Source organism: Arcicella sp. GW458-12-2-14-TSB2, assembly GCF_059423785.1.
This window is the reverse complement of the sequence record NZ_JBWKYN010000007.1, coordinates 13,262-29,310: the sequence shown is the minus strand read 5'-3', so window position 1 is coordinate 29,310 and position 16,049 is coordinate 13,262. Positions and strand designations below refer to the sequence as shown.

At 37.4% G+C, this 16,049-nt stretch carries 13 protein-coding genes; 7 read left to right on the top strand and 6 right to left on the bottom strand.

Going from position 1 to position 16,049, the window contains the following annotated elements; translation table 11 throughout:
- Nucleotides 1-100: 100 nt before the first annotated feature.
- The 6 genes from AC07XN_RS01810 to AC07XN_RS01785 form a co-directional block, all read right to left on the bottom strand.
- Complete coding sequence (locus AC07XN_RS01810) at nucleotides 101-850, bottom strand: SDR family NAD(P)-dependent oxidoreductase (RefSeq protein WP_494741828.1); 750 nt, start codon at nucleotides 848-850, stop codon at nucleotides 101-103.
- Nucleotides 851-967: 117 nt separating this feature from the next.
- On the bottom strand, nucleotides 968-3,076 hold the full coding sequence (locus AC07XN_RS01805; protein ID WP_494741827.1) for an alpha-glucuronidase family glycosyl hydrolase: 2,109 nt from the start codon (nucleotides 3,074-3,076) through the stop codon (nucleotides 968-970).
- 30 nt (nucleotides 3,077-3,106) lie between these two features.
- Entirely contained in the window at nucleotides 3,107-4,321 is a 1,215-nt protein-coding gene (gene uxuA / locus AC07XN_RS01800) for a mannonate dehydratase (protein WP_494741826.1), read from the bottom strand.
- Between the two features lie 42 nt (nucleotides 4,322-4,363).
- Nucleotides 4,364-5,530: a Gfo/Idh/MocA family protein gene (locus AC07XN_RS01795; RefSeq protein WP_494741825.1), complete on the bottom strand. Its 1,167-nt coding sequence runs from the start codon at nucleotides 5,528-5,530 to the stop codon at nucleotides 4,364-4,366.
- Nucleotides 5,531-5,547: 17 nt separating this feature from the next.
- Nucleotides 5,548-6,927, bottom strand: coding sequence for a putative oxidoreductase C-terminal domain-containing protein (locus AC07XN_RS01790; RefSeq protein ID WP_494741824.1), 1,380 nt, complete (start codon nucleotides 6,925-6,927; stop codon nucleotides 5,548-5,550).
- Nucleotides 6,928-6,961: 34 nt separating this feature from the next.
- Entirely contained in the window at nucleotides 6,962-8,359 is a 1,398-nt protein-coding gene (locus AC07XN_RS01785; RefSeq protein WP_309916983.1) for a Gfo/Idh/MocA family protein, read from the bottom strand.
- Nucleotides 8,360-8,922: 563 nt separating this feature from the next.
- On the opposite strand from AC07XN_RS01785, the gene AC07XN_RS01780 reads away from it, so the two are divergent.
- From AC07XN_RS01780 to AC07XN_RS01750, 7 genes are all read left to right on the top strand, one after another.
- Nucleotides 8,923-9,948 carry a LacI family DNA-binding transcriptional regulator gene (locus AC07XN_RS01780; RefSeq protein WP_494741823.1) on the top strand — a complete coding sequence of 342 codons (1,026 nt, stop codon included), beginning with the start codon at nucleotides 8,923-8,925 and terminating at the stop codon, nucleotides 9,946-9,948.
- A 69-nt stretch (nucleotides 9,949-10,017) separates the two neighbouring features.
- Nucleotides 10,018-11,742 carry a GMC oxidoreductase gene (locus tag AC07XN_RS01775; RefSeq protein ID WP_494741822.1) on the top strand — a complete coding sequence of 575 codons (1,725 nt, stop codon included), beginning with the start codon at nucleotides 10,018-10,020 and terminating at the stop codon, nucleotides 11,740-11,742.
- A 4-nt stretch (nucleotides 11,743-11,746) separates the two neighbouring features.
- Entirely contained in the window at nucleotides 11,747-12,343 is a 597-nt protein-coding gene (locus tag AC07XN_RS01770) for a gluconate 2-dehydrogenase subunit 3 family protein (protein WP_494741821.1), read from the top strand.
- Between the two features lie 78 nt (nucleotides 12,344-12,421).
- Nucleotides 12,422-12,754 carry an L-rhamnose mutarotase gene (locus AC07XN_RS01765; protein WP_494741820.1) on the top strand — a complete coding sequence of 111 codons (333 nt, stop codon included), beginning with the start codon at nucleotides 12,422-12,424 and terminating at the stop codon, nucleotides 12,752-12,754.
- Nucleotides 12,755-12,938: 184 nt separating this feature from the next.
- Entirely contained in the window at nucleotides 12,939-13,448 is a 510-nt protein-coding gene (locus AC07XN_RS01760) for a heme-binding domain-containing protein (protein ID WP_494741819.1), read from the top strand.
- Between the two features lie 83 nt (nucleotides 13,449-13,531).
- Nucleotides 13,532-15,757 carry a heavy metal translocating P-type ATPase gene (locus AC07XN_RS01755; protein ID WP_494741818.1) on the top strand — a complete coding sequence of 742 codons (2,226 nt, stop codon included), beginning with the start codon at nucleotides 13,532-13,534 and terminating at the stop codon, nucleotides 15,755-15,757.
- A 29-nt stretch (nucleotides 15,758-15,786) separates the two neighbouring features.
- Entirely contained in the window at nucleotides 15,787-15,999 is a 213-nt protein-coding gene (locus AC07XN_RS01750) for a heavy-metal-associated domain-containing protein (RefSeq protein WP_309917003.1), read from the top strand.
- Nucleotides 16,000-16,049: the final 50 nt, after the last annotated feature.

Sequence of the window (16,049 nt, the reverse complement as noted above, 5' to 3'; positions counted from 1 at the left end):
ACAAGATTATTACAATAAAAAACTAGAACACATAAGAACTGTTTAAAACTATAGAGTCAATCGACTCTATAGTTGATGATGATTAATGGTTAGGCAATCACTAAAAACCGATTGAATTCCCGCCATCTACAGGCAACGAGGCTCCTGTAATATATTTGGCAGCTTCTGAAGACAGGAATACGGCGGCCATACCAATATCTTCTGGTTTTCCAAAGTACCCCATAGGCGTGCGGTCGAGTGCTTTATGCTTTCTAGCAGGGTCAGAATTCATCGCAGTCTGTGACATTGCCGTTTCGATAAACCCTGGCGCAATCGCATTTACACGCACATTGTCGACAGAAAACTCCATTGCTAATGCCTTCACCATACCTTCTACACCACATTTTGATGCCGTGTATGCTACTACTCTGTCTATACCATAGTAGGCCGCCATCGAAGAAATCATCAAAATTGAGCCCTTCTTACGTGGTAACATTTTTTTAGCACAGGCACGGGTTAAAGCAAATACGGCATTCAAATTGGTATGCACAATACGGTTGAAATCTTCGTCAGTTACTTCTACAGCGAATTTTTTCATATTGATACCTGCATTATTTACTAAAATATCAATAGCTCCTATTTTAGTTTCAATTTGCTCTACCAAGCCTTCTAAGTGTTCTAAAACTGTTACATCATTCACAATATAAAAAGCGTTATTACCCAATTCAGCAACCGCATCTTTTAAGGCTTGCTCACGTCTACCTGTAATAACTACTTTCGCTCCTGCCGTAACCATGCATTGAGCAATGGCAAAGCCAATTCCACTTCCGCCCCCAGTAATTAGGGCAATTTTTCCTTCTAATGAAAACATGATTTTTTTTTAGCTGTCAGCCATCGGTCATCGGCATTCAGCTTTTATATTAATAATTATTTTATGACATACGTCTGACAATTGAAAGCCGAAAGCTGATGTCCGAAAGCCTTCTAGCTACCTCAATTGATACGTTTCTACTAATGTTTTTACTTCCTCCAGACTTCTTTCGGGTTTTGGGAAAGGAGCAGGAATTGGCATTTTTGAATATTGCTGAAAATACAACACACAAGCATCTCTCCACCAAATGGCTTCTCTTTCCTGTACAGCTAGTCTACCTGCTACATCTTCAAAAATCTCTTTATCAACATTCGACTTCACGGATGACCATTGCTGACGCATTTCTTTTACTGACGCTAATCCTGTATAATATCTAGTACAAAGTTCATCCCAAAGCGTTTTCCCTGTTGATAATTTAGTTTTCCAGCCTACATGATGAAACCATAGTAAATAGGGCAATGGTGTTTTGTTAGGGTCATTCCATTGATTTTGTACTTCTGGTGCATACAGCAAAAGGGCTTCTGTGCCTTTTTTTGTTCTATCAAAACCAAGACCTACACTATCAGCACGATGATAATATGCTGATGCCCAGTCAGGACGTGCACTTCTCTCTAACCAAGGTTCAGGACCATAATGAATACCTTGTCCCATAATATGGTGAAGCCCCAACGGCGTAGTGAAATTCACATAGATTTCACGCGAGGCTAGCAATATACCAGTAACCATTTTTACTGCTTTCTCGTCTTGACTTAAAGTCATTTTAGTCCATTCATCTGCGATTTGTGCTGATGACAATTCATGATTCCACGCCAATCTACCAAATGCATACCAATTAGCTTGCGACATAAAATGACCTGTCCAATTACGGTCAGAACCTGTATTGGCTACTCCAGCAATGGCCGTTAAATTATAATCATGCAAAGAACCATCAACCACTTTCGCTACTGTTGAGCCTTTACCTTTTACATAAGTATCTGATTCAAGACATTCTTTGAAGAGGGGCGCTAAATAAACCAAATTGGTAGAAAATCCCAGATACTCTTGGGTAATCTGAAATTCCATCGCCAGTGGTGTTTTAGGCATAGCTCCAAAAAGTGGGTGAAAAGGTTCACGTGCTTGGAAATCAATCGGGCCATTTTTGACCTGAACAATTACTTTTCTATCAAATTGTCCATCTAACGGTTTGAAGTCATTATAAGCTTCTTTGTAGCGATCACCTTTGGGGTCATCTTTTGAACTTGGTTTATACACAAAGGCACGCCAAATAACTACACCCGTAAAAGGTTTTAAAGCTTCCGCCAACATATTTGCACCGTCGGCATGTGTTCTTCCAAAATCCTGTGGACCAGGCTCTCCTTCAGAATTAGCTTTTACCAAATACCCTCCAAAATCTGGAATAATACTGTAAATTTCCTTTGTTTTGGCTTGCCACCAAGCACGTACTTGAGGGTCGAGTGGGTCTGATGTTTTAGCTCCCTTTAAAATTTTAGGAGCAGCAAAATTCACCGATAAAAATATTTGAATGCCATAAGGACGAAAAACATCTGCCAAGGCTTTTACCTTTAAAAGGTATTCTTTGGTCATGAATCTTGCACTAGCATTTACATTATTGACTACCGTTGCGTTAATACCAATTGAAGCATTCGCACGCGCATAATCTTTGTAGCGAGGGTCAATGTTTTCAGGTAATTCATACCATTTCCATAGCGATGAGCCTGCATAACCTCTTTCGATGGTTCCCAATGGGTTATCCCAATGGTTCAACATCCGTAGTTTGATTTTAGGATTACTCGTTATAAAGATATTTGCTAAAGATTTCCCAGTCTGAATACTTCGTAGTAGTTCAAATGTTCCATACAATATTCCTTTTTCGGTATTGCCAGAAACCACTACATTACCATTTTGATTGATAATGGTAAATCCTTCATCATTCAAAGCCTGATTTTTCGAAAGTTGCAATACAATTCCTCCTGTATTTTTTGAGGTACTCAATACTGAAACTTGCTTACCAAGCAATCCTTGTAAACCACTTTTTAATTCATCAGTAGCTACTTTGATGATTTCATGTTGAGTATTGGCTACAATAAATTTTGTAAAATGCGTATAACTTTCTCGCTGTTGTTTATTACTGATTAAATCATATTTCAACCACAAACGATAACCATCATCGGCAAAGGTATTCATACTGACAAAAAACAGTAAAAACCCTAATATTTTTTTGTACATAATGCTATAATATTTTGACAATAATGTGAATTATTTCAGACTGCGTTCTATTCCTAATTCTAAACCTCTTAATTCTGCCAAGCCTTTTAAACGACCAATGGCAGAATAGCCTGGATACGATTTTTGCTTGCCTGTTTTCTCTAAATCATCCAACATCAAATGTCCGTGGTCGGGTCGCATAGGAATCGACACAACGCCATTATTAGTATCCTTTCTTCGGTTTTGTTCTAACACAATGGCTTTAACCACTTCATACATATCTACATCACCATCTAAATGAGCTGCTTCATGAAAATTGAGTGGATTCTCTTCTCGTTTAGTAGTACGCAAATGAATAAAATGAATCCGTTCTCCAAATCGCTGAATCATTTTAGGCAAATCATTATCATCTCTTACGCCTAAAGAACCCGTACAAAAAGTAATACCGTTGGCTTTTACATCAGCCACCGCCATTAGTTGTGCTAAATCATTTTCGGTACTTACTACTCTTGGCAAACCTAATAATGACTTCGGAGGGTCATCAGGGTGAATACATAAATTCACGCCTAGCTCTTGGGCTAAGGGTGCTATCTGCTGAATAAAATAATATAGATTTGCCCGCAATTCGGCATCACCAATATGTTTGTAATTATCTAAAAGTGCCTGAAAATTAGTTAATTCAAAGGCTTCTTCTGAACCGGGCAAACCTAATAAAACAGTGTTGGTAAGCAAAGCAATCTCTTCAGCAGACATTGCCTTCATTTTTGCTAACGCTGAAATTTGTACTGCTTCTGTATAATCCTGTTCTGCATTGGGTCTTTTCAGAATGTATAAATCAAACAGCGCAAAATCTTCCCAAACAAACCTAAGGGCTTTAGCACCATCTGGCATTTCATAATTCAAATTAGTACGAGACCAATCCAATACGGGCATAAAGTTATAGCAAACCGTTTTGATGCCACAAGTAGCTAGGTTCTGTAACGATGTTTTGTAATTTTCAATGTATTGCTCACGCGAAGGCAATCCTTTTTTGATGTCCTCGTGTACAGGTAAACTTTCTACCACCGCCCACGTAAGCGGACTATATTGTGCATTACCTTCTTCTATTATCTGAATGCGTTCCTTGATTTTTTCGACAGTCCAAATCTCTCCTACAGGAATTTGGTGTAAAGCCGAAACTACACCCGAGCAACCTGCTTGTCGAATGTGCATCAGTGAAACGGGGTCGTTGGGGCCAAACCAACGCATTGTGTGCATCATACTCATATTATGTAATCTAATAATTAAAAATCGATAGGTACAAAATCCTTATGCTTTTGTTAACTTATGTGCTAGTGTCTGCGCTTTAATAGATAATTCTGTTGCCAAAAAGCAATGTTCTTGCGTCATCGCCGTTTCTGTACGATTCACAATATCGTTCACTAATTGTTCTCCATAAGGTAAAAACTCGTTGCTACAATCTATGTATTTAGTTTCCTTGTTATTTACCAAGTATAAATTATTCCCGTGTTCATAGGTTGCTATGTCAATATTCTTGCGAATCTCAATGTATCCTTCCGTACCCAAAATAGTAAGGCGGCCATCTCCCCAAGTTTTCAGCCCATCTGGTGTAAACCAGTCAACCCTAACATAGCCTGAGCCTTCATTTCCACGCAACATCACATCACCAAAATCCTCAAATAATGGGTATTGAGGATGATTGACATTAGCAATTTGTGAAGCTACTACTTCTGCTTTTGTTGAGCCTGTAAAAAACAAAAACTGGTCGCATTGATGCGAACCAATGTCACACAGGATACCTCCAAATTGTTTTTTATCAAAAAACCAAGCAGGTCTTGAATTAGCATTAATTCTATGAGGGCCCAAACCAATAGTTTGTACTACCTTACCAATAGCACCAGCCTTTACAAGTTCTCCAGCCTTTACTGTCGCTTTATTTTCAAAGCGTTCGCTATACATGATAGAGTAAATTCGCTTGGTAGCTTTTTGTACTTTCCTTACTTCTGCCAATTGTTCAAGCGTTGTAATACCGGGTTTATCCGACATATAGTCTTTTCCATGCTTCATTACTCTGATACCTAGTGGAGCTCTTTCATTAGCAATAATCGAACTCAACACCAATTGTATCGACTTATCTTCCAGAATTTCTGTTTCGCTCGAAGCCAACTTAGCATTTGGATATTTTTTGGCAAAATTGGCTACTAAATCTGCCTCTTTAGCATAAAATGAAACCAATTCTCCTCCCCCACGAATTACTGCCTCAACTTGACTGTAAATATGGGCGTGGTTCATTCCTATTACTGCAAATTTAATTTTAGGCGCAAGGTGTCTATGAATATATGGTGAACTAATAGTTTCTATTTTGGTAGCACTAGCCATGATTTCTTGCGAAACACCCGACATTAACACCATGCCCGCTGCTGAAGAAAGCGTATTTTTAAGAAAATCTCTGCGATTGTTTTGTCCGTTTTCCATCGTTTTTTTCAGTTTTTCTACTTGTTAGATTGAGTTTTTTTAGCAATCTCCAAAGCCTTGGTTGTTGTGTAATATTTTGAAATCATATTGGGAACTTCCCAAGCGGGCAGTTTGCCTACTTTCAAAAAGTCTAAGTATTTTTCTGTAACTCTTCCAAAATGTGCCTCGTGACCTTCTTTATATTTTTCTGGTATCAACACTTCCCACCCTTTTGCATTTTTCTTTACAGCAATTCCTTCAAAATTCTTTTGCAAGGCTGTTACTGCTTTTAAAAGAGTAGGTTCGTAAGTATCAGCAGGATTGATAGGTTCTATATACAATGTTGGTTTATACCCTTGTTCTGCTCCCTGACGAATAATAAGATTAGCTTTTGTACCACGCATGATAGAATAATGCGTATCGCCACCACCCTCTGGTGCTTTATAAGCCCATATTACAGAAGCTTTGGCATGAACACCTTTTAGCTGATAATTGATTTCTGCATTTGCATATATTTTTAGGGTAGTATCATTGGCTAAGTCTTTCTTCAAAAATGCAGGAAAACCGTCTGTTTTAGTAATCGTTTTAAACTGACTCAAGGTCATGTCTGTCGTCCAACGCTTGGCATTCGTTATTTCAATATCTTTTTGGTAGTCAATTACTTGCTCAGGAAAACATTCCCATTGAATTAAATCAACTAAATGCGTTGTTACATCCACCATACCTTCGCCTTGTTGAGCAACATCCATAAACCAAGCTGGTCGCGTTAATACACTGCCAGATACATACTTATAAAAATGGTGAACGCTTTCTTTAGTAACTGCAGGATTATCAGGTGTTCCTTTTTCTAACGTACCAAACACATCAGGAATCCCTGAAAATGCCCTTTGAAGCATCGTGCTGATTTCATAGCGTTCTGTCATGATATCATAAAGCAGTACTTTCTTTTTAGCAGCATTGCTAAAAGTAGCTTTTAATCTCGTGAAATCTTTTGCATCAATTATCATCGGTTTGTCAGCAAGCACATTGAATCCTGCATTGACCGATTTCTCTAAATAATCTGCTTTGATTCTATTGTTTCCAGCTATCACTATCACATTCCCTGCTTTTTCAGATAGCATCTTTTCAAGGTAATCGCTCCCAGTATATAACTTTTCTTGCCAATGAGTAGGATTATCTGCCCGAGCATTATAAGAATTGATTCTATCAATATGAAATTGTACGTCGTTTCCAACAGGAGCATAAACATGTACTATCGGACTTACATCTGGATACATATTTTTTTGAACTAGTGCCGCATGAAAATGCCCAGGGTCGAGGGTGATTATTTTTACTGCTGCCGCTGATTGTGCTTGTGCGTATACACTTGAACACAATCCTAATCCAATGCACAAAAGCGTTTTATTGATTACTTTCATTATTATCTCTTTTTATTCTCTAAATAACTCATTGTTAAATTTTGATAGCATAAGGTGCTCGTTGCTCTCTGGCTAACAGTAAATTTGCCTCTGGGTCATTGATAAATCTTTCTTGTTTTGGATTCCAAAATAGTTTTCTATCAAGCTTCATCGCTGCATGATGCAACAAACAAGCAGTACATGAACGATGTCCTATTTCTGTGGGCGCAATTGGTTCTTTTCTAGATACAATGCTTTCCAACCAGTTGCCATGATGGTCTTTACTAACTGTTAAGTGAGTTTCGTTATCACCAATGACAGAAGTTATTATTTTAGGGTCGCTAGCGTCCAATGCTTTTGGGGCATTTTGTTTCGCTGTAGGGTCGCTTGAAGTAACGGCAGCGTCTCCTCTTGATACAAAAATCCATCCTTCAGTTCCTTCAAATTTAATACCGTTGGGCAGTTCATTGCTTACAACCATCCTTACGCCGTTTTCATACATTGCCTCAGTTCTGAAAATTCCATGAACATTCCAAAGTCCTTTTTTAGGGAAATCTGCTTTACCCCAAATCTCAATAGGGCCTGTATGTTCTGTATTCATAGCCCAGTGTGCACAGTCGATATGGTGAGAACCCCATCCTGTTATCATACCAGCACCAAATTGCTCACAACGCAACCAACCGGGGCGGTCGAAACCTGATTGTGGGTGTACTCTTTTTTCTGTATAATATACGTCTGGCGTTGTTCCCAGCCACATATCATAATTAAGGTTTTTCGGGATAGGCATTTGAGGTTCTTCATCACCTGATGGGTCACCCGGCAAGCCCACATAAACAGTCTTTAAAGTGCCTATTCTACCATTTCTTACCAATTCTGCGGCATACCTAAATTGGTTTGATGAACGTTGCTGACTACCTACCTGTACGATTCTTCCCGATTTTTTCACGGCATTAGCCATCATTCTTCCTTCTGAAATAGTCAAAGAAGCGGGCTTTTGCATATATACATCTTTCTTGGCACCTACAGCATGAATCACAATAGGCGCATGCCAATGGTCAGGCGTACTTACCAATACCGCATCAATATCTTTGTTGAGTAACAGTTCTCGATAATCTGTATAGGTTTTTACACCGTCAAATTCTTTTCCTGTTTTCTTTGAATAAAAATCATTTACTAGCTTTTTAGCTGATTCAACACGATTGCTGTCTAAATCACACACAGCCATTATCTGAGCATTATCGAATTTCCAAACGCCAGGCATATCATGCCCTCTTGAAATTCTCCCTGTACCAATTGCCCCGATGTTTATTCTATTACTGGGAGCATTCTTCCCAAACACAGAAGCTGGAACAATGGTTGGAAAACCTGTAATGATAGAACTTGCTAAAGTTCCTTTAATACCTAAATCAAGAAATTGTCTTCTAGATATTACATTTTTCTGTTCTTGTGACATATCCGTTTTATATTCAAAAATTAAAAAGGTTCTTAATGCTTTACTTGATAACTAATGTGTTTTTTCATGCTACAAGCTTTTATTCACTATTTAAATCAGCATGCTTATTAAATCAATATTCAATAGTATCTTGTATAAATATTTTTATACTATTTGATGTAAAACAATGCTTATGTCGCTGGTATCAAAAGTATCATAGCGTAGTATATCTACTGGTTTATCCTACCTAAATATTGTTATTTTAATTGAGAATGTAAAGATGGAAATTAATTTTTATTATGCAATCGGTTGCATAGATATTTTATAATTATTCCAATTAAATATTTTACTATTTAGTTTCACAAAAAATGAAAAAGCTAAAATAGAAGTCAAAAAGGGCATAAATGACCATTAAATGATAAATCAGGTTAAGAAAGGTCAAATCATTTATAAACATTAATACTGTAATATTTTCAATTGTTGCATAAAATTGTTTTATAATTGTACCATAATTATCCAATGAAAGAAATCCCAAGCATGATATTCTAGCAATAGGAATCTAGAAGGGTCTTAAAATTTATATCATGAGTAAAGAAATAACTATTTACGACATCGCAAGTCAATTAAAGTTATCCCCTGCAACTGTCAGCAGGGCTTTAAATGATCATCCTGCCATTAATGAAAAAACGAAGTTATTAGTCAATGCCAGAGCCACCGAATTGGGTTATCGTTCTAATAAATTTGCGAGTAATCTTCGTAGACAAAAAACGAATACTATCGGTGTTATTGTGCCTAGATTGAATAGTTACATCATGTCTACTGTTATTGCGGGGATGGAGAAAGTGGCTAATGAAGAAGGTTTTAATTTGATTATTAGTCAATCGCTTGAATCACAAAAAAAAGAAATCGCCAATGCTAAAACAATGTTTAGCAGTCGGGTAGATGGCCTATTGGTTTCTGTAGCTTTTGATACTGATTCCTTTGAACATTTTCAGCCTTTTCTGAAAAAGAAAATTCCTTTGATTTTCTTCGACCGTATTTTTGAGAATAGTGATTGTCCTGACATCGTCATTGATAATGCCAAGGCGGGTTATGAAGCCACCAAACACTTGATTGAACAAGGCCGAAGAAATATTGTCCATATTACAGGTAATTTAAAAAGGAATGTTTATTCCGACCGACTTAAAGGATATCAACAAGCACTTACAGAACAAGGCATTCCTCTGAATCAAGATTATGTTTGGGTTACAGCCCTCAACCTAGAGGCTGGTCGAGAAATAGCTCATCGAATAAAGGCATTAGCCAACAAACCCGATGCGCTTTTTATTGCCAGTGATTTATGTGCTGTTAGTTGTATCGCCACGTTGAAAGATTTGAATATAGATATCCCTAAAGATATTTCTGTAGTAGGTTTTAATAATGACCCTGTTGCACAAGTAATTTCACCTAAGCTAACTACTATTCATTATCCTGCTAAAGAAATGGGGGAAATGGCTGTAAAAAGTTTGATAAATCACTTAAAAGGCAATATGAATCTGGATACTACCACTACGATTACTTTACGTTCTGAATTGATTATTCGAGAATCAAGTTTGTTTTCGAGAGATTAGCTATCATTAAAAATTGCATTTTCAAAAAATATCCTCGACCTTAGAGGAATGCAATTTAATAATTAATTTATGCCAAATCTGAACGTTAAAATCAATAAAGATAATACCTACGATGCCATCGTGATTGGCTCTGGAATGAGTGGCGGTTGGGCTGCTAAAGAACTTTGTGAGAAAGGCTTAAAAACATTAGTCCTTGAAAAGGGAAGAATGGTAAACCATGTAGAAGATTACCCAACCATGATGTTGGATCATTGGGAACTTGAACATCGTGGTGGACTTTCGTATGAAGACCAACAAAAGCAACACATCCAGATACGAAGTGGGTTTGTTGGTGAATCCACCAAACATTTTTTTGCCAATGATGTCGATAATCCATACCAAGAAAAACAACGTTTCGACTGGATTCGGGGTAATCATGTTGGGGGGCGTTCACTCACTTGGGGAAAACACGTGTATCGTTGGAGCGATTTAGATTTTGAAGCCAATGCAAAAGATGGTATTGCTATCGACTGGCCAATTCGTTACAAAGATTTGGCTCCTTGGTATTCTTATGTAGAAAAATTTGTGGGCGTAAGTGGCGAGAAATTAGGTCTTGACCATTTGCCAGATGGAGAATTCCTTCCTCCATTTGAATTAAACTGCCTAGAAAAACACTTTAAAACTGAAGTAGCTAAAAAATTCAATGGTCGCCCAGTAACTACAGGACGTGTAGCACACCTTACTGAGCCACAACCACAGCACTTAGCTTTAGGGCGTGGCAAATGTCAAAACCGTAACCGATGCTCAAGGGGTTGTCCGTTCGGGGCATACTTTAGTAGTAATTCTGCTACTTTACCCGCTGCAAACAATACTGGCAACTTTTCTATTCGTCCAAACGCTATCGTTCATTCTATCATTTATGACGAAAAAACACAACGTGCTACAGGCGTAAGGGTAATTGATAGCGAAACAAAAGAAGAGATTATTTTCAAAGCCAAAATCATTTTTAGCTGTGCTTCTACTTTAGCCACCACTCAGATTTTATTAAATTCCAAATCAAGCCGTTTCCCCAATGGAATGGGGAATGATAGTGGTGAATTAGGGCATAATTTAATGGATCATCACTATAGAACAGGAGCCATGGGGTCTTATGATGGTTTTGAAGACCAATACTACAAAGGGCGTAAACCAACAGGTTTATTCATTCCAAGGTATGTAAATTTGAATGACGCTTCTAAAAATCCAAACTTTATTCGTGGTTATGATTATCAAGGAGCAGGTGGTGGCAGAGGTAACTGGGGAAGAGGTGTAAGCGAAGAGGGCGTTGGGGCAGCCTTTAAGGAGTCGTTATTTAAGCCAGGAGGCTGGGGAATGGCATTGATGGGTTTTGGGGAAGTATTACCATACCACGACAATATGGTAAGCTTAGACTCAGAGAAAACTGACAAATGGGGAATTCCACAATTGGTTTTTGATGCCGGATTGAAAGAAAATGAAATGAAAATGCGTGAGCAAATCAGGATTGATGCTGCCGAAATGTTGGAAAATGCAGGTTTTAAAAATGTAAAAACATTTGATAATGCTGGTGGACTAGGCGTAGGCGTGCATGAAATGGGAACGGCTAGAATGGGAAAAGACCCTAAAACTTCTGTACTCAACGGCAATAATCAAATTCATTCAGTGCCTAATGTATTTGTAACAGATGGGGCTTGTATGACGTCTGCTTCTTGTGTTAATCCTTCTATTACTTATATGGCACTTACAGCACGTGCTGTCGATTTTGCTGTGAATGAGTTAAACCGTAAAAATTTGTAACATCATGAATCGCAGAGAAGTCCTTAAAAATACATCCTTATTCTTAGGTTACAGTTTATCAGCCGGTGCCTTGTCCGAACTTTTTATTGCTTGCCAAAAAGAAGCGCAGTTAAACTGGAAGCCTGTTTTTCTTTCAAACAATCACGCTAACCTGATTGCAGAAATCACAGAAACGATTTTACCTAAAACAGAAACACCCGGAGCAAAAGAGCTTGGCGTACCTCAGTTTATTGATAAAATGTTAAAAGATATGCTTTCGGAAGAAGACCAGAAAGCCTTTGTAAAAGATTTAGAAAAGTTTGATGAAAGTTGTGAAAAAGCCTACAAAAAGCCCTTCATTGAATGTACGCAGGCTGAAAGAGAAGCCTTTTTATTAAAAGCAGATAAAGAAGCAGGCAAGCTCCCTCCTAGTGCTTGGGGCATTACTTTAGTAGCAAAACCAGACCCTATTTCATTTTTCAGGAGGCTCAAAAGCCTGACATTATTGGGTTATTATACTTCTGAAAAAATAGGTAAAGAAATACTTTCGTATGACCCTATCCCGGGAGAATTTATTGCTTGTATGCCTTTGGATAAAGTCGGTAATGCTTGGAATGAATAATATTACCCCTATCAAAAAAGAGTATTCAAACTTACTTTTGTCTTTTGGGTGTATCACTCAAAAATATAACATAATAAAATGAAAAGATTTTGTCTTGCCCTTGATTTAGTTGACGACCCGCAGCTCATCGCTGAATATGAAGCCTATCATCAAAACGTTTGGGAAGAAATAAAAGCTAGTATTTTGAACGCTGGGGTTATAGATATGGAAATCTATCGAATTATGAACAGACTGTTCATGATTATGGAAACGGAAGATGATTTTTCGTTTGATAAAAAAGGAGAAATGGATGCTAATAATCCTAAAGTACAAGAATGGGAAAAACTAATGTGGAAATACCAATCAGCCTTACCTATTGCCAAAGAGGGTGAAAAGTGGCTTTTAATGGATAGGATTTTTAAGTTAGTATAAAGTAAAATGCCTAAACTTTTGAAAAGTTTAGGCATTTTACTTTACAGCCTAGACAATTTTTATACTTTCAACTTTGCCAACTCATATTTTTCTCTAAGAAGCTGATTCCTATCATTTGCGATGATACAAATTTTAATTACTATTGCATTTATATCATCAGTTATAAACGACACTCCCATTAACCATGAAAAACAAAATCTTATTCGCATTAGTAATTGTATTAGTATTAATCCAATTTATCCGCCCTGAAAGAAATCTTTCCGACGACCAAACCTATAATATTTCTACTAAATATGTAGTAACAAATGAAGTGAAGGATATTTTAAAGGTAGCCTGCAACGACTGCCACAGTAACAAAACAGCATATCCGTGGTACGCTAACATTCAGCCAGTTGCTTTTTGGCTTAATCATCATGTAGAAGAAGGGAAAGAAGAACTTAATTTTTCAACTTTCACTAAACTTCCCATTGCTGTACAAAACCATAAATTAAAAGAAACAGTTGAACAAATAGAAAAGGGAGAAATGCCTTTACCTTCATACACTTATTTAGGTTTACACAAAGAAGCTAATCTGACAGAAACTCAAAAGAAAGTACTTATTGATTGGGCAAAAGCTCAGATGGACACGTTAAAGGCTACTTATCCAGCGGATAGTCTTGTATTGAAAAGAAGGAAAAAACCTGTGACCGATTAATTATGTAAGTTTTACCCATAATTATATAATATGTCTGCTAATACTTTACCATAATTTTGTGTTATTAAAATATCTCACAAATCATGGAAAGCGAAACAGGTATTCAACATAACATCAAAACCTTGGTTATCCCCGTTACGGGGATGACGTGTGCTGCTTGTGCTAGCAGTGTTGAAAATATCCTTCATAAGCAAAATGGCGTATTAGCATCAAGTGTAAATTTTGCAAGCGAATCGGCTAAAATTCAATTTGATACCAATCTTACTTCTCCAGAATTTTTACAGGGAAAACTCCAAGCAATCGGCTACGGCTTAATTTTGGGAACGCCCGAAAAAGCCAAAGAACAACAAACCCTCATTAAACAAAATCATTATAGAACACTCAAACAAAACTTAATCTGGGCGAGTATTCTTACGTTCCCTGTGGTAATCATTGGGATGTTTTTGATGGATATGCCTTATGCTAATTGGATAGAGTTGGTACTTACTACCCCTGTTCTTCTCTGGTTTGGGCGACAATTCTTTGTCAATGCGCTTAAACAAACCCGTGCTGGAAGTGCTAATATGGATACACTTGTGGCTTTAAGTACTGGTATTGCTTTTCTGTTCAGTTTATATAATACGCTGTTCCCTGAGTTTTGGCATCATAGAGGCTTACATGCACATGTATATTATGAAGCTGCTGCGGTGGTCATTGTATTTATTATGTTGGGCAAATTATTAGAAGAAAACGCTAAAGCAAATACTTCTACTGCCATCAAAAAATTAATGGGTTTACAGCCCAAAACAGTTTTAATAATTGATAATGGCGTAGAAAAAGAAATAGCCATTGCTGATGTACAAGTAAGTGATAGAATTTTGATTCGTCCGGGTGATAAGATACCTGTAGATGGGAAAGTACTTTCTGGAAATTCATTTGTAGATGAAAGCATGATGAGTGGTGAGCCTTTGCCTGTAGAAAAAAGTAAGGGTTCAAAGGTATATTCTGGTACTGTAAATCAGCAAGGTAGTTTCAAATTCATTGCTGAAAAAGTAGGTGATGAAACATTCTTAGCCCAGATTATCCAATTGGTACAAGAAGCCCAAGGCAGTAAAGCTCCCGTACAAAAATTAGTCGATAAAATTGCTAGTATTTTCGTCCCTATCGTTTTAGGCATTGCGGTTATAACTTTTATCGTTTGGATAATTTTCGGAGGAGAAAATGCTTTGACGCATGCTTTATTAACTTCAGTTTCAGTGTTAGTCATTGCCTGTCCCTGTGCTTTAGGCTTGGCTACGCCTACCGCTATTATGGTTGGTGTAGGGAAAGGTGCCGAAAACGGAATTTTGATAAAAGATGCTGAAAGTTTGGAAATTGCCCACAGGGTCAATGCCATTATTTTAGATAAAACAGGCACAATAACCGAAGGCAGACCTTCTGTAAGTGATTTAATATGGGTAAATGAACCCAATAACGAAACTTTCAAAAGTATTTTACTATCCCTTGAAAGTCTTTCTACACATCCTTTAGCAGAAGCAGTGACTCAATATCTAAAATCAGAAGGAACAAAACCTTTAACGCTTATTGATTTTGAAAATATCGTCGGCAAAGGAATACAGGCTACATTTGAAGGTAAAAAGTATTTTGTCGGCAGTCCGAAATGGATAGAAAATATCATAAAGACTATTGATAATAAAGCAGTTATCTCTTTAGAAAAGTCAGGGAAAACTGTAGTTCTTTTTGCAAATGAGGCTCAGGTAATAGCCATCATTGCTATAACAGATAAAATCAAAAGTACTTCTGCTGAAGCCATTCAACAATTACAAAAACAGGGCATTGACGTATATATGCTGACAGGTGATAATGCTTTAACAGCAGAAAAAGTAGCAAGCCAAGTAGGTATTACAAATGTACAGGCGGGCTTACTACCCAATGATAAAGCACTGTTTATTAAGCAATTGCAAAAAGAAGGCAAAGTAGTGGCGATGGTTGGTGATGGTATCAATGACTCGCAAGCGTTAGCTCAAGCAGATATTAGCATTGCGATGGGCAAGGGCTCGGATATAGCAATGGACGTAGCCAAAATGACTATAATATCTTCTGATTTACTAAAAATTCCGAATGCCTTACGGCTTTCTAGGCAAACGGTATCAACTATTCATCAGAATTTATTTTGGGCATTTATTTATAACCTAATAGGCATCCCATTAGCAGCAGGCGTATTATTCCCATTCAATGGTTTTTTGCTCAATCCCATGATAGCAGGTGCGGCAATGGCACTCAGTTCGGTTTCAGTAGTAAGTAATAGTATTCGTTTAAAATATAGATGATTGGTATCATCATTAAATCACAATCCAAGATGGCAACTTTAACATTCAAAACCAATATCAATTGCAATAATTGCGTAGCTAAAGTAAAACCTTTTCTCAACCAAGTAGAGAATATAGAAAATTGGCAAGTAGATATTGAAAATCCTGATAAAACCCTTAAAGTATCAGGTGAAGACGAACTAACGAGTCAAGAGGTAATTGAGGCTGTGCAGAAAGCTGGCTTTACTATACAACCAAAGTAAACAATTCAACCTGTGTACAAAAGTTTATCCTTCATTTCCATGAAGGATAA